At 69.0% G+C, this 16968-nt stretch carries 17 protein-coding genes; 10 read left to right on the forward strand and 7 right to left on the reverse strand.

Annotated elements, in window-relative coordinates:
• The 3 genes from ACFY29_RS04125 to ACFY29_RS04135 form a co-directional block, all read right to left on the reverse strand.
• Complete coding sequence (locus ACFY29_RS04125; protein WP_386983271.1) at nt 1–444, reverse strand: OsmC family protein; 444 nt, start codon at nt 442–444, stop codon at nt 1–3.
• Nucleotides 445–518: 74 nt separating this feature from the next.
• Entirely contained in the window at nt 519–728 is a 210-nt protein-coding gene (locus ACFY29_RS04130; protein ID WP_386983273.1) for a VOC family protein, read from the reverse strand.
• Nucleotides 729–861: 133 nt separating this feature from the next.
• On the reverse strand, nt 862–2073 hold the full coding sequence (locus ACFY29_RS04135; RefSeq protein WP_386983275.1) for a PucR family transcriptional regulator: 1212 nt from the start codon (nt 2071–2073) through the stop codon (nt 862–864).
• 168 nt (nt 2074–2241) lie between these two features.
• Here ACFY29_RS04135 and ACFY29_RS04140 point away from each other — a divergent pair, with 168 nt between their 5' ends.
• The 3 genes from ACFY29_RS04140 to ACFY29_RS04150 are packed head-to-tail and all read left to right on the forward strand — an operon-like array spanning nt 2242 to nt 6199.
• Nucleotides 2242–3558, forward strand: a complete 1317-nt coding sequence (locus ACFY29_RS04140) for a spinster family MFS transporter (protein WP_386983277.1) — start codon at nt 2242–2244, stop codon at nt 3556–3558.
• Nucleotides 3555–5024, forward strand: a complete 1470-nt coding sequence (locus tag ACFY29_RS04145; protein ID WP_386983279.1) for a flavin-containing monooxygenase — start codon at nt 3555–3557, stop codon at nt 5022–5024. Before ACFY29_RS04140 ends, ACFY29_RS04145 begins: the two co-directional genes overlap by 4 nt.
• Nucleotides 5021–6199, forward strand: a complete 1179-nt coding sequence (locus tag ACFY29_RS04150) for a zinc-binding dehydrogenase (protein ID WP_386983281.1) — start codon at nt 5021–5023, stop codon at nt 6197–6199. The genes ACFY29_RS04145 and ACFY29_RS04150 overlap by 4 nt, the downstream gene beginning before the upstream one ends.
• A gap of 238 nt (nt 6200–6437) precedes the next feature.
• Here ACFY29_RS04150 and ACFY29_RS04155 read toward each other — a convergent pair whose 3' ends face one another.
• Nucleotides 6438–7061: an HIT family protein gene (locus ACFY29_RS04155; protein ID WP_386983283.1), complete on the reverse strand. Its 624-nt coding sequence runs from the start codon at nt 7059–7061 to the stop codon at nt 6438–6440.
• A gap of 191 nt (nt 7062–7252) precedes the next feature.
• Nucleotides 7253–7867 carry a nucleotidyl transferase AbiEii/AbiGii toxin family protein gene (locus ACFY29_RS04160; protein WP_386983285.1) on the reverse strand — a complete coding sequence of 205 codons (615 nt, stop codon included), beginning with the start codon at nt 7865–7867 and terminating at the stop codon, nt 7253–7255.
• A gap of 116 nt (nt 7868–7983) precedes the next feature.
• Between ACFY29_RS04160 and ACFY29_RS04165 the strand changes: the two genes are divergently transcribed.
• The gene (locus ACFY29_RS04165) at nt 7984–8274 is read left to right on the forward strand and encodes a hypothetical protein (protein ID WP_386983287.1); all 291 of its coding nucleotides are present in this window, start codon (nt 7984–7986) and stop codon (nt 8272–8274) included.
• 286 nt (nt 8275–8560) lie between these two features.
• Here ACFY29_RS04165 and ACFY29_RS04170 read toward each other — a convergent pair whose 3' ends face one another.
• On the reverse strand, nt 8561–9526 hold the full coding sequence (locus ACFY29_RS04170) for a GntR family transcriptional regulator (protein WP_386983289.1): 966 nt from the start codon (nt 9524–9526) through the stop codon (nt 8561–8563).
• 136 nt (nt 9527–9662) lie between these two features.
• On the opposite strand from ACFY29_RS04170, the gene ACFY29_RS04175 reads away from it, so the two are divergent.
• From ACFY29_RS04175 to ACFY29_RS04195, 5 genes are all read left to right on the forward strand, one after another.
• A complete protein-coding gene (locus tag ACFY29_RS04175; RefSeq protein ID WP_386983291.1) occupies nt 9663–10274 on the forward strand; it encodes a GNAT family N-acetyltransferase in 612 nt (203 codons plus the stop codon).
• 38 nt (nt 10275–10312) lie between these two features.
• Nucleotides 10313–11191: an alpha/beta fold hydrolase gene (locus ACFY29_RS04180; RefSeq protein ID WP_386983293.1), complete on the forward strand. Its 879-nt coding sequence runs from the start codon at nt 10313–10315 to the stop codon at nt 11189–11191.
• A 318-nt stretch (nt 11192–11509) separates the two neighbouring features.
• Nucleotides 11510–13159: an MFS transporter gene (locus ACFY29_RS04185; protein ID WP_386983295.1), complete on the forward strand. Its 1650-nt coding sequence runs from the start codon at nt 11510–11512 to the stop codon at nt 13157–13159.
• A gap of 213 nt (nt 13160–13372) precedes the next feature.
• Nucleotides 13373–13753, forward strand: a complete 381-nt coding sequence (locus ACFY29_RS04190; RefSeq protein WP_386983297.1) for a hypothetical protein — start codon at nt 13373–13375, stop codon at nt 13751–13753.
• Complete coding sequence (locus tag ACFY29_RS04195; RefSeq protein WP_386983299.1) at nt 13750–14190, forward strand: MarR family winged helix-turn-helix transcriptional regulator; 441 nt, start codon at nt 13750–13752, stop codon at nt 14188–14190. The genes ACFY29_RS04190 and ACFY29_RS04195 overlap by 4 nt, the downstream gene beginning before the upstream one ends.
• Nucleotides 14191–14272: 82 nt before the next feature.
• Here ACFY29_RS04195 and ACFY29_RS04200 read toward each other — a convergent pair whose 3' ends face one another.
• Nucleotides 14273–15220 carry an RNA polymerase sigma-70 factor gene (locus tag ACFY29_RS04200; protein WP_386983301.1) on the reverse strand — a complete coding sequence of 316 codons (948 nt, stop codon included), beginning with the start codon at nt 15218–15220 and terminating at the stop codon, nt 14273–14275.
• Nucleotides 15221–15419: 199 nt separating this feature from the next.
• Here ACFY29_RS04200 and ACFY29_RS04205 point away from each other — a divergent pair, with 199 nt between their 5' ends.
• A complete protein-coding gene (locus ACFY29_RS04205) occupies nt 15420–16919 on the forward strand; it encodes an MFS transporter (RefSeq protein ID WP_386983303.1) in 1500 nt (499 codons plus the stop codon).
• Nucleotides 16920–16968 lie beyond the last annotated feature (49 nt).

Consider the following 16968-nt stretch of genomic DNA (forward strand, 5'->3'; position numbering starts at 1 on the left):
TCAGTCTTCGGTGGATCCGGCAGCCTCGACGACCGAGACGGGAGTGCCAAGTTCGACGGTACGGGAGACGGTGCACAGTCGTTCGTGCGACTGCTGCAGCGACCGGGGCAGCGCCTCGCGCGCCCGGTCGCCGTCCCCGCCCACCGGGAACGTCACGGTGAACTCGACCTTGAGGTTCTGCATCCGATTTCCTCCGGCCTCGTCCCGGATTTTGTCGCCACTGACCTCGACGGAGAACTGGGTCGGCTCGGCGCGGCGGCTGGTGATGTAGTCCACGTCTACCGCAGTGCAGCCACCGATGGCAGCCAGAAGCAGTTCCACCGGCGTAAAGCTGGCGTCCTCGCCCGTGCCCATAGACATCGACCCGCCGCGGACATTCCGCGCGACGTAGTTCCCCACGCTGGTGCGCTCGATCTCCACCGAGCGGAAGGTGTCCTCATTCATGACAGGGAAACTACCCCGGGCCTCCTGGTCCCCGAGCCACCGGCCTGCCGGCCGATCGTCATCCCCGATAGGAATCAGACGTCGGCTTCGAGGGCAAAGGTATTGCCGTCCGGGTCCTGGAACCAGGCGATACGTTCCCCGCCGGCCCGAGCAGTGATCCCCTTGGCGTCGTGTTCGAACTGGTCGTACCGGACGAACTCGACGCCGGACGAGACGAGCTCGTCAACGATCTGGTCGATGTCGTCGACGTACCACGTCGCCAGTGTCGCCAGGGTGATGGCCACGGTGGCCGGTGCCGTATACGTGGCGGTCGCGCCATACACCCAGGGCCACTGAGCTGATCTCCTGCGTGAAGCCGATCCAGCAGCTCATCGAGTCGGGTGAATGACACGTTGAACCCTCGCAGCGGCGTGCCCGTCATGGAGATGAGGGACGACGGCGATGCAGCAGCCACCACGCCGTGACCAGATCCTCGGTGCGGCGCAGGTCGAGGCCGGTGAGTTCAGTGAAGCGGTGCACCCGGTAGCGCACCGTGTTCTGGTGCACGGCGAGCCGCTGGGCGGTGTCGCGGACCTGCTGATCGCAGTTCAGGTAGACCCTCGTGGTCTCGGCGATGTCCTTGTTCGCCCGGCCGGAGCGGTCGAGGGCATCCAGGTGACGCGCGACGAGGCCAGCCGCGATCTGCGCGCCGGCCAGCACCAGCGGTCGTGGCCCGAGGTCCGCCAGCCGTACGACGCCGGTTTGGCCGAACCGTTCGGCGGTGTCCAGGGCCAGCACCGCTTCGGCGAACGCCGCATGGAGTTGATCCAGTGGGACCGCCGGGCCGGCCGCGACGAGGTGGCCGGTGAGATGGTCGGGCGCCTGCGGGGCGATGAAGCCGAGACTGGCGCCGACCTCGGCGAAAAGTAACCGGTCCGCGGGCAGATGCAGCGCGGACGCGATCGCGCGGCGGATCGTGTCGGCGTCGCCGGTCGATGCGGCCCGCGCCGCGAGCGGCACATGGCGTACGCGCGGATCGAAACCGAACAGGTGGGCGTCGCGGTTGACCTGCTCGGCGGCGAACGTGCCGCGCAGCACCCCACCGGCGTACGTGGAGCGGCGTTCGGCGTCGAAGTGTGCCCGCTCCAGCGCGAGGTCGTGGTGCACCCGCGCGAACACCGCGGACGCCTCGTTGGAGAACTCCCAGGTGCTGTCATGGATCGCCAGAACCAGATCCGGCGGCAGGCCGACCTCGGCGCCCACCTCGTCCAACATGGCCAGCATCACGCGTGACCCCAGCTGGTAGCCGGCGGCCAGCACGTCCGGCGGGATCCCGCGAGCCGCACTGCGGGCGGCAAACGCCTGGACCAGCCCGCGCAGGGCCTCATCGGGGACGCGCAGGTAGGACAGTTCGGCGACCAGGGTGTCCATGAAGCGCTGCGCGTTCGCCCGGATTTCGTCGTCCGGCAAACCCCGGTAGCTGGGCAGGTGCTCCCGCGTGATCTTCAGGAACTGGTCACCGTACGCGTCCTTGCGCGCCCGCAACAGTTCGACGGCTGCGGCCACCTTCTGCCTGGTCGCCTCGTCGAGCGTGACGAGATCCGGCATCCGTCGCCGTACCGGCCACACCACCGGCGTCGCACCCGTCATCGCCCGAGCGTATGGCATGGACTTTGTTCCCCGGCACAAAGTAGCGCCCCCCAATCTTGGTTGACGCTCCGTAGCTAGCCGCGTTCTTCCCCGGCGAGACTGTGATGCAGCTCATGGGCGAGTGCACCGACACCGTCCCGAGCATGCTCCTCGGCGAAGGGAAAGCCCATGACGAAATCCCCGGTGGGGGCTGCACGCTCGCACTCCGCAGCCGGTTACGTGCTGGCGCTCCTGTTCATCGGCAACCTGCTCAACTTCTACGATCGGGCGTTGCCGGCGGTCGTGCTGGAGCCGATCAAGGAGGAATACGGGCTCGACGACACCCAGGTCGGCATCCTCGCCTCGGCGTTTGTGCTGGTCGCCGCCGTCGCCGGGGTTCCGCTGGGCCGCCTCGCCGACCGGATTCCGCGCACGATGGTGGCGGGCTGGGGCCTGATCGTGTGGAGCGCGTTCACCGCCGCTGGCGGCGTGCTGACCAGCTTCTGGAGCTTCCTCGCCTCCCGCGTCGGCGTCGGGGTCGGCGAGTCGAGTTACGGGCCGGCGACCGGCTCACTGATCTCCGACCTCTACCCCAGCGAACGCCGCTCCCGGGCCAACTCCCTGTTCATGCTGGGCTTCCCGATCGGCACGCTGCTGGCGTTCTTCACCGCCGGCGCCCTCGCCGTCGCGTTCGACAGCTGGCGGGCGCCGTTCCTCATCGCAGCGGTCCCCGGCTTCGTCGTCGCGGTCCTGGTCCTCCGCATCCGTGAACCTCGGCGCGGAGCCGCCGACGAAATCGCCGTCGCGGCCGCACCGCACCGGTCGTCACTGCGGTCGCTGCTGCGGGTCCGCTCGATGTACGGCCTGATCATCGGCTTCGCGGGCTACAACTTCGCGGCGTACGCGATCGGCACCTTCCTCACCCCGGTCCTGCAGCGCTACTACGGCCTCGACCTGGTCGACGCGGGCGTGATCGGCGGGGTCGTCATCGGCATCACCGGGCTGATCGGCCTGCTCATAGGCGGCCGCCTGCTGGACCGCGCAGCCCGCAGGTCGTTCACGGCACGAGTACGGGCCGCCGCGTACAGCCTTGCCGCTGCCGCCGTGTTCGCGCTCGCGGGCTTCGCCGCGAACCGGGACAGGCTGTGGCAGCTGGTGCTGTTCCTGAGCCTGGCCTATCTGCTCGGCATCGTCTACCTGGCCGCGGCCGTACCCATCGTGTCGGACGTGATCCGGCCGCAGCAGCGCGCCGGCGCGATCGGCCTGATGTTCGCCGTCGGCTATCTGCTGGGCGGCGCGGGTGGCCCGATCGTCGTCGGCATCCTCTCCGACGCCCTCGCCGCACAGTCGGCGGATACCGCCGCTGCCACGGCACAGGGCTTGCAGACCGCGATGATGATCGGCGTGCCCATAGCCTTCGCCGTGGCGGCGATCGGCATGCTGGCCGCCTCCCGCTTCGTCAAGGCGGACCACGAGGCGATGCTCACGGGAGAGGTGCCGGCGTGAACCAGCATGTGCGGGTTCTGATCGTCGGCGGCGGATTCTCCGGGATCGGGCTCGGGCGCGCCCTGCGCAAGGCCCGGATCACCGACTTCGCCATTCTCGAACGCGAACCCGAGGTCGGCGGCGTCTGGCGGACGAACACCTACCCGGGCTGCACCTGCGACGTCCCGTCCCACCTGTACTCGTTCTCGTTCGCCCCCAACCCGGACTGGTCCTCGACCTACTCCCCGCAGCCGGAGATCGGCGCCTATCTGCGGCGCTGCATCGACGACTTCGGGTTGCGCCCGCACCTGCGCACCGGCGTCGGCGTCCAGGCGGCCCGATGGAACGAGGACGACCAGCTGTGGCATGTCGCCACCAGCGCGGGCCAGTGGACCGCCCGGGTGCTGGTCAGCGCGGTGGGCCCGCTGACCGAACCCAAGCTCCCCGAGGTGCCGGGCATCGACATCTTCCGGGGCAAGATCATGCATTCGGCGCGGTGGGACCACGACTACCACCTCACCGGCAAGCGGATCGCGTCCATCGGCACCGGAGCCTCGGCGATCCAGTACGTGCCGCACCTGGCCGGCGTGGCCAGCCGGCTCTTCGTGTTCCAGCGCAGCGCCCCGTGGATCACCCCGCACGACAAGCGGCCGATCAGCGACGCGGAGCGGGCCAGGTTCCGGGCGCAGCCGTGGCGGCAGAAACTCGAACGTGGCAAGGTCTACCTCGGCAAGGAACTGCTCGTGCTCGGCATGGCCAAGCACCCCAAGCTGATGACTGTTCTGGAGAGCGTCGCTCGCAAACACCTGGAGCGGCAGGTCGCCGACCCGCAGCTGCGGCGGCTGCTCACCCCCGGCTTCACGCTCGGCTGCAAACGGATCGTGCCGTCGAACACCTGGTATCCGGCGCTGCAGCAGCCCAACGTCGAACTCGTGCCGCACGCCCTGCGGGAGATCCGCGAGGACGCCGTGGTCGGCGCCGACGGCGTGGACCGCAAGGTCGACGCGATCATCTTCGGCACCGGCTTCCACGTCACCGACATCCCGTTCGCCGACAAAGTACGCGGACGCGACGGCCGGCTGCTGAACGACGTCTGGGCCGGCTCACCCAAGGCGTACCTCGGCGTCTCCGTGCCCGGCTTCCCGAACTTCTTCATGTTCCTCGGGCCGAACTCGGGCCTGGGTCACAGCTCGATGGTCTACATGATCGAGGCGCAGCTGAAGCACGTGACGGACGCCATCCGCGCCCTCGGACGGTCGGGGGCCACGGCCATCGAGGTGAAGGGGCAGGCGCACGAGGCGTACAACGCCGAACTGGACCGCAAGCTGGCCAGGACAGTGTGGGAGGTGGGCGGCTGCCGCACCTTCTATCAGGACGCGAACGGCCGTAACGCGACCATCTACCCGGACTGGACCTTCCGCTACCGCCGGCAAGCCGTCCGCTGGCGCGAGGACGTCTACCGGCTCACCACTGGAGACCGCCGATGAAAGCCGTGACCCTCACCGGAGGCCGCCTCGAACCCGTGGAGCTGCCCACCCCGCAGCCCGGCCCGGGGCAGCTGCTCGTGGCGGTGAGGCGATGCGGCATCTGCGGTTCGGACCTGCACGCCCGTACGCACGCCGACGAGCTGGCCGAGGCGTTGACGCTGTGCGGCTACCCCCGGTACCTGCGCTCGCACGAGAGCGTCGTGCTGGGCCACGAGTTCTACGGCGAGGTGGCCGGCCGCGGCCCGTCGACCACCGGCCGCATCAGACCGGGAGCGCCGGTCGTGGCCGTCCCGCTGGTCCGACGTGACGGCCAGGTCGACGGCATCGGCCTGTCCACCGCCGCCGCCGGCGGGTATGCCGAGTACGTCGTCGTACAGGAAGCACTGACCATGGCCGTACCCAACGGGCTCGCCGCCGATGTCGCCGCACTCACCGAGCCAATCGCGGTGGCCTGGCACGCCGTCAACCGCGGCGAGGTGGCCAAGAAGGACGTCGCGATCGTGCTGGGCTGCGGCCCGGTCGGGCTGGCGGTGATCGCCGTGCTCAAGGCGCGGGGCGTGGCGACGATCGTCGCCAGCGACTTCTCGGCCGGCCGGCGGGCGCTGGCGAAGGCATGCGGCGCCGATGTGGTCGTCGACCCGGCCGTCGAGTCACCGTGGGCGGCCACCGGCGGGCACGGTTTCCACGAGACGATGCCCGCGGAGTACGACGCCGGCATCGACGCGATGCAGGGCCTGCACAGGCTGCCCGTCCCCTGGTGGGCGACCTGGCGGCTGCTGGACAGGGCCGGCGTGACCCGTCCCAAGCGGCCGGTCGTGTTCGAGTGCGTCGGCGCACCCGACATGATCGACAGCATCCTGGCCGCCGCGCCCCGGCACTCACGCATCGTCGTTGTCGGCGTGTGCATGAGCGCCGACACGTTCCGGCCCTCGCTGGCCGTGAACAAGGAGCTGGACCTGCGGTTCGTGGTCGGATACACGCCGCTGGAGTTCCGCGACACACTGCACGCACTGGCCGCCGGCACCATCGACGCGGCACCGATCGTCACCGGGCGGGTCGGGCTGGCGGGCGTCCCCCGCGCCTTCGAGACCCTGGCCGACCCGGAGACCCATGCCAAGGTTCTCATCGACCCTGCAATGCCGGGGGACACGATCGTCGCGTTCTCACACCGCTGACCACACCATCCATCAGACACGTCCGCTGCCGGAACGCCCGCCAATCTCGCTCCGCGCACACCGCGAGCGCAGCTGATGCCGCTCAACCCGAACAAACCGCTCGGCGAGATGAGTGACGCCTGACCTGCCCACGGGGACGTGGGCAGGTCAGGCGTTCCGTCAGGTGTCAGGACCGGGACAGCGCGATCGGCGGTGGCAACAGCCGTCACGGTGACATTCGGGTCGTGGATCAGGCCGGTCAGGCGGCCGGTTCGCTGGTGGGCGATCGGTGGCCTCCGTGGCACGCGACCAATGCGTCTGCCACGATTTCAGCGTCAGCTTCTGCGACCTCCGCTGGATACTCCGGCAGCAGGTCGTCCCAGACGACCAGCCACGACCCGTACAACTGGGCCTGCCCCTCGGGACGAGCGAAGAACCAGATGTGCAGGTGGGCGCCACCATCTCCGATGCGGTAGACGTGGGCCCGCGAGACGTGCGGCAGCGCCTGCATGTGGCGGACGAGGCGAGTGCTCAACAGCCCCAGTTCGGCGGCCAGTTCGTCAGGTAGATCCGCCATGTCGTAGTGATCGCGCGGATACAACATGAGCACCAGCGGGACACCCACTCCCGGAATCCGGACCAGCCGCCAGTGATCGTTGAACCAGATCCCCTCGTCCCGATCGCGGCAGGCGTTGCAGTCCGACGGATCCTCGCCGTGCCGCGCGGGCTCCGGGAGCACCGGCGGGCGCAACGGCGCTACGCGGAGCCCGTCCGGCTCGAACGGGCTGATCTCCCATCCCGTCATGCGTGCCAACGGGAGTCGGCGTTCGCTGTCCGCGACGGCGACTGCGTGGTCATAGAACTCGTCCGGTCGCAAGGCCATGCGGCGAAGACTAGTACGACAAGATTCCAAGTGATCAATAGGCCCGTTGTGGCTGCCAGGCACCGCCCGATGGTCTCGTACTCGATGGTCCGAATCAGGCCGACCGTGTCAACTCCGCCCAGCAACCCCTACACCTCGGACGGACCGGCAACGAGGATCCCCGAAGGTTTCAGGGGCGGCGGGTATGACGCTCACGCTTCGAACAGCACCTGCACCGCCCGGGCGAGCCTGACCAGCCACGGTTCGGCGTCGGCGCCCAACGGACCGGAACCGTCAATCGCCCAGCTTCGGACCGCGTCCGAGCTGAGGAGGGCCGTGCCGAGCACCAGGTGGCGCAGACGGCGGGATATCCGGATGCCGTCGAGTTCCGCGAGGAGCACCGCGTCGTACAGGTCCTTCCCCGCGGAAACCCCTCTTTCAGCCTGGTCGGTGCAGAGCCATCGCAGCTTCCAGACCAGTGACAGCTCCCGGCTCGCTGTCCACAGAGCTGCGGGGGGCCGGCCGTCACGGCGCGGCACGGCGGTAAGCACCGGCGGCTCGGGTAAATATTCGTCGTACGCGAAATCGAGCTGAACACTTCCCGTGGAACCGTCCGGCGCGTGCCACGGAACATGCAGCCGGACACCCGCTCCCTCGTAAGAGTTTCCGTACTCGGTGTATCCCCACACGTCACGGTTGGCGGCTTCAGCATCGAGCCGAATAGCGTTATCGGCGTAGGGCTTACGCGCCACCACCTCGAGCAACTCGTCGTGCGGATGATTCAGTTCCTCGACTGCGGACAGCCAGCTGAGCCCTTCCGGCGGCAACCGCGGGTGCTGACCGCCGGTTTCGAACTCCTCGTACGTCCAGATCTCGTTGCGGGCTGCCCCGTGGGCTGCCTCCGGCCAATGCTGGACAGGGTCCAGCCGGGGCAGGTAGGGATATGGGTCCCGGTCACCGCGCCTCGGCCTACACCCCCGTCCGGGTCGCCGCGGCCGTAGCCCGTCAGCGGCTGTTGGAGGCCGCATCGGCCACGTTCGGCTCGCCCGTCGCCTACCTGCGGCTCAACGCCGGCGTCATCACCGATGGCTCCGGTCGGCGCCTCGACATCGGCGCCCTCGCCACGAAGGCCGCCAGCACGAGCACCGTCGCTGTGGCGTTGGAACTCTCCCCGCGGGAATGCTCCACCGTCACCAGCCATCCCGCAACCGGGTCGGCGCGCGGCAGGCGGTGACCGGGCGCAAGACGGTCGCCGATGGACCGCCCAGCTACGCGGTCGCACTGAGATCGCCATCCGGCGCTGAGCTGCTGAAGCGTGACTGGCGCTACTGCCTGGTGAGCTGGCACTTCGACCCGACCGTCCGGGACATGCAGCTTCCGCACCACCGGCCACAGCAACCTGAGCAGGTAACCGACAGACCAAGGCGCGGGGGCGGGAGTCGGACGAGTCCCGCCCTCGCGGCATGTCCGGCACCGTGCGGGTGGGCGCCGACGCCGTCGCCGCCGGCCCCGCCGCGCCCTCATGACTGTGTTCGGGCCTGATCCTCCAGCAGGGTGGCGAAACCGTCGAGATGGCGTGCGAGACCGTACTCGAACAGTCCACTCAGGTCCGACGCCGCTTCCGTCGGGACCGTCGCCAGCAGTGGAAATCTTCCACTGTCGAGGAGCTGGTCGGCTCGCTTCTGCTGTGCCAGCCGCCACCCATCGAGCGTGACACCGGTTTCCTGCTCCGATTCGACCTCGGCCGCCATGGACAGCGCGACGGTGACGACCAGTCCGTGAAGCGTGAGCGCCTCGCGGATCCGTGTCGTCACGGGCAGCCCGAGCCCGTCGAGCGCGCGCAGGGTCCACTCGGTGTGCGCCATCACGTTGGGCACGAGCGCCGGACGGGTGAACGAGACGGCCCTGGGCAGCCAGAGGTGTCGCCGGCACAGTTCCCACTGTTGGCGGGCGATCAGTTCGAGTTTTGCCCGCCAGCCGGGCGGTCCCGGGTCGGGCAGCTCGGATTCGCCGAAGACCTCGTCGGCCATTTGCGTCACCAGCTCGTCCTTGGTCGCCACGTGCCGGTAAAGCGACATCGGGCCGGCTCCGAGGTCGGCCGCGAGACGTCGCATCGACACTGCGTCGAGTCCCTCGACGTCGGCGATCGCGATGGCGGCGCGGAGAACGTGCTTCCGGCTCAGTGGCTGCTTGCGGGTGCCAGCCTGCCGCGGCCTGTGCGATTCGGCCGGGCCGACAGGGTGCTTGCGACGGGTGTGGTTGCTGACCACCGTGCCGGACCCGACCGTCGCTTCGACCAGCCCGTTGTCGCGAAGGGTCGCCATCGCTCTGGTCGCGGTCGCGACCGCGACGCCCCATCGCTGGGCGATTTGCCGGACTGAGGGTATCCGGTCCCCCGGCCGCAGGTCGCCGGTCAGGATTCGGCCGCGGATCTCCTCGACGATCCGCCGGTATGGCGGATCTGGGCGCGGCGTCGGCGAAGGCATGGGTGCCCTCCGATCTACTGGTGAGGTTGTCTCGCGCCTGGAATGTACTAGTTCAATTATCGTGGTTAGTACACTTCCGCTGCCCAGCCAGGCGACATTGACTCAACTTTGCCTGACCCAGCGATACGGTGTACGCATGGCGAAAGATACACCGTACGCACTCGTGCGGCAGGCGGATGAAGCAGACCGGCAGGTGGTATCGGACATCCTCACCGAGGCGTTCATTGACGATCCGGTCGCCTGTTGGCTCTTCCCCGCATCGGGCGAACGCGGAAGTCTCCAGTCGCACGTCTACGGCCATCTGCTGGATCGGGGCTCCGCCGAGGCATACCTGGTCGGCCGTGGTGAGGGTGCCTCGGTGTGGCTGGCGTTGGCCGCTGGCCAGGCGCCCGACGAGGAACGTCCGGACGCGCCCGACGTGGACCGGAACTCGGTCTTCGGCGAGAACGGCGCGCGGTTGCGGATTCTGGGGCTGGCACTGGCCGAGCGGCATCCCCGTCGCGAACCGCACCTCTACCTCTCGTGCATGGGCGTGGTGGGCGGGCGGCAGGGCGCCGGACTCGGCTCGGCGATGTTGCGCCACCGGTTGGAGCGAGCGGACGCCGACGGGCTCGCCGCGTACCTGGAGGCGAGTTCACCCCGGAGCCACGCCCTCTACCTTCGGTACGGCTTCGAGGACCTCGGCGAACCGGTTCGCGTGGCGGACAGCCCACTCCTGTGGCCGATGTGGCGCCAACCGCGCGCTTGACCACCCCACCACTTCCCCAACCACAAGGGAGAACCTCGATGACGACGAAAGACACCACCGGCGACCGCCGACCGCCGACCCTGGTCTTCGTACACGGCACCAACTCCTCGTCGCACTTCTGCTCGGGACTGATCACCGAACTCACCTTGCGGGGGCACCGGTGCGTGGCCGTCGACCTTCCGGGACACGGCGCTGAAGGGTTCTTCCCCCGCTCGTACCAGGCCCCGCAGGACCGCGAAGGGCTGGCAACCGAGCCGTCGCCGCTCGCCAAGATCACCATCGACGACTACGTCGAGCGCGTCGTGGACGTGGTGCGCCGCGCTCGCCGCCACGGGCCCGTGATCCTGGCCGGCGCCAGCCAGGGCGGCGTCACCGTGAACAGGGTCGGCAACGCCATCCCCGAACTGCTCGACCGGGTCGTCTACCTGGCGGCGTACTGCTGCGTCGACCTCCCGAACGTGGCCGCCTACCTTGCCACACCAGAGAACAGCGACAGCCTGCTCCCCCTGGTGACCCGGGCAGTGGTCGCCGATCCGGCGATCCTCGGAGTGGCCCGGATCAACTGGCGCTCGGCCGATCCGTCGGTGTTCGACGGCATCAAGCAGTGCCTCGCCGGCGACTTCACCGACGAGGCGGTGAGCCGGCTGCTCAACATGCTCGAGCCTGACGAGCCCGTCAGCATCCCGCTGGCCGACGCCCGCGCCGAAGCAGGCACCTGGGGCCGGATTCCCCGAACGTACGTGCGCTTCACCCACGACCGGCTGATCCCACCTGCGCTACAGGACCGGTTCATCACCGAGGCCGACCGTCTCACCCCGGACAACCCGACCGACGTTCGAAGCGTCGCGGCACCCCACGTCGGCCCGTTCGACCGACCCGAACTGGTGGAGATCTTCGCCGAACTCGCCGGCCGCTGACCGGACGCACAACGGCCGACCTTCTCAGCCTCGACCAGCCTCCCCGCGCTATCTGGCTTGGTGGCTGAAGTCCCAGCGGGTGGCGCCGGATGGCTCGGCGGAGGCCAAGCCGACCGCCGTGTGCAGCGTGAGCTGGGTACAGGTGCCACGGCGAGGGACCCGCACTGGGCGCGCTGTACGGGGCGTTCACCCCGGCGCCTGCCACGGTGCACGACGACCTGTCCGCTGAGTGCAGCTGTTGACCTCAACGGCTGTTCAACTTCTAGCGTCAACGACAAGCGGGTCAGTCGCCTGCAGCCCACGAGACAGGGGAAGTTCATGACGACGATCGCCGCACCCCGCGCGGGCAGGAAAGAGTGGATCGGACTGGCTGTGCTGGCCATGCCCACGCTGCTCATCGCGATGGACATGACCGTTCTGCACCTGGCGGTTCCTTCGCTGACCGCAGACTTGCGTCCGAGTACCGCGCAACTGCTGTGGATCATGGACATCTACGGGTTCCTGGTCGCAGGCCTGCTCATCACCATGGGAACGCTCGGTGACCGGATCGGGCGGCGCAAGCTGCTGTTGACCGGTGCCGCCGCGTTCGGCGTCGCCTCGGTGCTCGCGGCGTTCTCCACCAGCGCCGAGATGCTGATCGTGACCCGGGCGCTGCTCGGCGTCGCGGGTGCGACGCTGATGCCCTCCACGCTGTCCCTGATCCGCAACATGTTCCATGACGCGGCCCAGCGCACGGTCGCCATCAGCGTCTGGATGACCTGCTTCGCGGTCGGCGGCGCCCTCGGCCCGCTGCTCGGCGGATTCCTGCTCAGCTACTTCTGGTGGGGCTCGGCGTTCCTGATCGGCGTCCCCGTCATGGTGGTCCTGCTCGTGCTCGGCCCTGTGCTGCTGCCCGAGCACCGTGACGAGCCCGAGCACCGTGACGAGAAGGCGGGCAAGCTGGATCTGGGCAGCGCCGTGCTGTCCTTGGTCGCCGTGCTGTCCGTGGTCTACGGCCTCAAGCTGATCGCCGAGGACGGCTTCGGGCTGCTGCCGGTCGCTTTCATGGTGCTGGGTCTGGCCGTCGGGGTCGCCTTCGTCCGCCGGCAGCGGACGCTCGCCGACCCGCTGCTCGACCTCAGGCTGTTCCGTGAGCGCACCTTCAGCGCCTCGGTGGCTCTGCTCACTGTCGGCATCCTGGTGATGGCCGGCTCGCAGCTCTTCACACTGCAGTACCTCCAGCTCGTGCACGGACTCTCCCCGCTGGTCGCCGGCCTCTGGTCGCTGCCCAACGCGGCCGGTCTGATGGCCGGCGCCATGACGGCCCCGGCCCTCGCCGCGAAGATCCGCCCCGGTTTCGTCATCGCGGGCGGCCTGGTCGTCGCGGCCATCGGACTGGGAATGCTCACGCTGGTCAGCGCGACAGCGGGTCTGGGCATCCTGGTAACGGCGTCCGCGATCATGGGTGCGGGTCTGGGGCCGATGGCGGCTCTCAGCACCGACCTGATCGTCGGGGCGGCTCCGCCCGAGCGTGCCGGTGCGGCCTCGGCCATCTCCGAGACGGGCACCGAGCTGGGCGCCGGTCTGGGCATCGCGGTCCTCGGCAGCATCGGCTTCGGTGTCTACCGCAGCCAGATCGCGGACACCATGCCGGCAGGCGTCGACTCCGATGCGGCGCACGAGTCGCTCGGTGGCGCGGTGGCGGTGGCCCAGGACCTCTCCGGGAAGACCGGTGATGAACTGCTCACCGTCGCCCGTGAGGCGTTCACCCACGGGCTGCATGTCACGGCCCTCGTCGGCGCCGGCGTCGCGCTCGTCCTGGCACTGCTGGCAACGGTGCTGCTGCGCGGCGTCAAGCCGGGCGTCAGCGGTCACGACGAGGCCGCGGAGGGCACCCCGCAGGCCGGAATCCCGGACGGCGCGGCCACGACGCAGACCGCGGCGAACGCCGAAGCGGTGAAGACAGAGACCGCGGTCGGAAGCATCTGAACCACCCGGACCGGATGACGGCCCGACCGCACGGACCGGAGCACGGAGAGTGCGGTGGTCCGCTTCCGGCACCGTCGGCCGAACCAACCGGCGTTGCGGGAAACACCCACCGCGTCGTCGCCGCAGGACACCGGCACAAGATGGTGCGAAGCAGGAGATTGCTGACGCTCCCGGGATGACAAAGATGCATGCGTTTCGCATATAGTTACTGCCATGGAGTCGAGCCTTGAAGCAGCAATCAACGAGTGGCACGCGAGTGTGAATGAGGGGGATCTGCAGCGGTCGGCAAGGGCGGTGGGTGATCCGATCGTCGTCTTGGGGCCGAAGGGGGCTGGGTCGATCACGCCTGAGCAGTTCGCGGAGTGGGTCGAGCGTTCCGGGATCAAGCTGACCCCGCGGTCATGGCACCCGATCAGCGAGCGACTCATGGTGGTCGAGGAGGACGCCACCTGGCCTGAGAGCAAGACACCGACGCGTGTAGCGACGGTTTTCCGTGCTTCCGGTGGCAAGGTGACCGCTTCGCTGCGGTTGCCCGACCTCAAGTCGGCACTCGAACTGGCCTACGTCTGCCGTGAAATGGCGGCATCCGAGTGACCAGCCAGGGGCCGGGCCAGGTCTTGTTCGGCTTCGTCCGGCACTGGTCACGCCGATCGGCGACTGGTGATCCGGGAGTGGCCGAGCAAGGCCGACTCGTGCTTGTCAGCGAGGCAGTCCACTGCCTCACTGAGCGCGGGATCTCCGCAACCGTCAACGCGGTCGCGCACGAGATCGGGATCGACCAGAGCGGAGCCTCACGCCTGATCAAGAGCGCCACGGCGGCCGGCTACCTGGTCATGGAGGCTTCCGCGGCCGATGGCCGACGACGCGAAGCGTCACTCACACCCGCGGGCCGATCCATGCTGAACCAGGCTCATCGCTGGCAGGACGAGGTCTTCGACCAGCTGGCCGCAGGTTGGAGTGAGCAGCGGCGCCGCGAATTTCAGCAGGCCATGACCGATCTCGTGGACCGGTCTTACGCGACGGAAGCATGAGCCACGCGATCGAGACCTGGCGTGGTTGTGGCAATGGCCGCGTGTGATTAGCGGGCGCTGCGGGCTGTCAGTCGTTGCGGCCTCAGCGGCTCACGGCGGTCTCCCGCTCCACACGCGACAGCTTTTCGGGATTGCGCACGTGGTAGGCGCCGGTGATGTAGCCGTTCTCGACCCGCACGGCCAGCACGCCGTCGATCTCCCCGTTGACTCGGACGAGCAGTCCAGGGCCACCATTGATCTGTGCCACCTCGACCGATCGTTGGGCGTCGCGTTTCCACCAGCCGACGGCCAGCAAGCGAGCCACGTTGCCGGCCCCCACGACGGGCCGAAGCAGGGCATGTTTGATACCGCCGCCGTCGCTGAGGGCGACGACGTCCGGCGCCAGGATGTCGAGCAGGCTCTGCAGGTCGCCGTTTTCAACCGCGCGTTGGAAGGCACCGAGTGCGGCGCGGGTCTCGGCCGGGGAGGCGACGCCGCGTGGCCGGCGCGCGGCGACGTGTGCCCGTGCCCGGTAGGCGATCTGGCGTGTCGCCGCTGAGGTCTTGTCGACGGCGTCGGCGATCTCGTCGTAGTCCAGGTCGAACACCTCGCGCAGCACGAACACCGCCCGCTCGATCGGCGCGAGCGTCTCCAGCACCAGCAGCATCGCCATCGACATGCTTTCGGCCAGTTCGACGTCCTCGGCCACGTCGGGCGTGGTCAGCAACGGTTCGGGCAGCCACGGCCCGACGTAGGACTCCTTACGCCGATCGAGTGCGCGCAGCCGGTCCAGCGCCTGCCGGGTGACGATCCGCACCAGGTAGGCGCGCTTCTCCCGGACGGTGGCCAGATCGACGCCCACCCATCGCAGCCAGGTCTCCTGCAGGACGTCCTCCGCGTCGGCGGCCGAGCCGAGCATCTCGTAGGCGACGGTGAACAGCAGATTGCGATGGGCAACGAACACCTCGGTCGCCGAATCCATGAAGTCCACGCGGTCGCCACGATCGGGCGGCTCGGCGGTATCCGTCGTCCGGTCGCTGCGCTGGCTCATGCCTGGCTCCTGCCTGTTCAACCTTCGTCCTGCCACACGCACTAGACGTCGCTGCCCACCGCTTCGTAACAGCCACCAGCGATGACCCACGTCATACACCCACGCTGTTACGGGCCTCGGGTCGCCGACGTCTTGTGATCGTCAGAACGCCGCACGAACGCTCCGCGCGGCACGCAACACCACGAGTGAGGACGACGTCATGGCAACCACGAAAGCACAGGCCCCGACGGCCGATTCGCGCCGCTGGGCCGCGCTGTTCTTCATAGGGTTGGCCCAGCTCATGATCGTTCTGGATGGGACGGTCGTGAACATCGCGCTGCCGTCGCTCCAGCGGGATCTGGGGATCTCCGACGGCGACCGGCAGTGGATCATCACCGCGTACACGCTCGCGTTCGGCAGCCTGCTGCTCCTCGGTGGCCGGATCGCCGACTACACCGGCCGCAAGCGGACCTTCCTGATCGGACTGCTCGGCTTCGCCGGCGCGTCGGCGCTCGGCGGCGCGGCGGACGACTTCGAGATGCTGCTGAGCGCCCGTGCCCTGCAGGGCGGGTTCGCCGCGCTGCTCGGGCCGTCCGCGCTGTCGCTGCTCACCGTGACGTTTACTCAGCCCAAGGAGCGCGCCAAGGCGTTCGGGATCTGGGGCGCCGTCACCGCCGTGGGTGGCGCGATCGGGCTGCTGGCCGGCGGGGCGCTGACCGACTACCTGGACTGGCGCTGGTGCCTGTACGTCAGCGTCCCGATCGCCCTGATCGCGGTGGTCGGCGGGTACGCGATGCTGGCCGAGTCGCGGAGCGGGGGCAGGGCCCAGTTCGACATCCCGGGCGTGCTGCTGGTGACCGGCGGGCTGGTCGCGATCGTGTACGGCACGAGCCAGGCGGAGTCCGACGGCTGGGGCTCGGCGAAGGTCATCGGTCTGCTGGCCGGGGGCGCGGTGCTGCTCGCCGCGTTCGCCTTCGTCGAGAGCCGGGTGTCGCAGCCAATGCTGCCGCCCCGCCTGATCGCCAACCGAACCCGCGGCGGCGCCTATCTGAGCGTGGGACTGGCCATGGTCGGAATGTTCGGGGCGTTCCTCTTCATGACCTACTACCTGCAGGTCGTCAAGGAATACTCGCCGATCAGGACGGGCGTGGCCTTCCTCCCGATGACCGTGGCGGTCCTGATGTCGGCCGGCGGGCTCGCCACCCGACTGCTGCCCAAGGTCCCGCCGCGGATGCTGATCGTGCCAGGCATGCTGCTCATCGCTTCCGGCATGCTGTGGCTGCGCACCATGGAGACCGACACCGCCTACGTCGAGGGCGTGCTGGTCTCGGGACTCCTGCTCGGCTTCGGAGCGGGCATGATCATGCCGGTGGCCTTCAACTACGCCACCCACGGCGTCGACCAGCGCGACGCAGGCGTCGCCTCGGCCAGCGTCAACACCGCGCAGCAGATCAGCAGCTCGATCGGAACCGCGCTGCTCAACACCATCGCCACCAGCGCGACCGCGGGCTACTTGGCCTCGCATGCCTCGCAGGGCAGGAGCCCGGCCTTCGCCAAGGAGGCGATGCTGGAAGGTTTCGTGACAGCCGGCACCTGGGCCGCGGGGATCCTCCTGGCCGGTGCGCTGATCGTCGCTGTCCTGATGAACACCCCGCGCCCCGAACACCAGGCGGTCACCGAGGACGCCGAGGGCGCCGAGCCGGTGCTCGCTCACCCCTGATCCCTCCGGCGGAGGTCCCCAGCGGCACCGGTCAGCCGCGGTTCATGGA

This window comes from Micromonospora sp. NPDC000668 (assembly GCF_042897975.1).
GTDB lineage: Bacteria > Actinomycetota > Actinomycetes > Mycobacteriales > Micromonosporaceae > Micromonospora.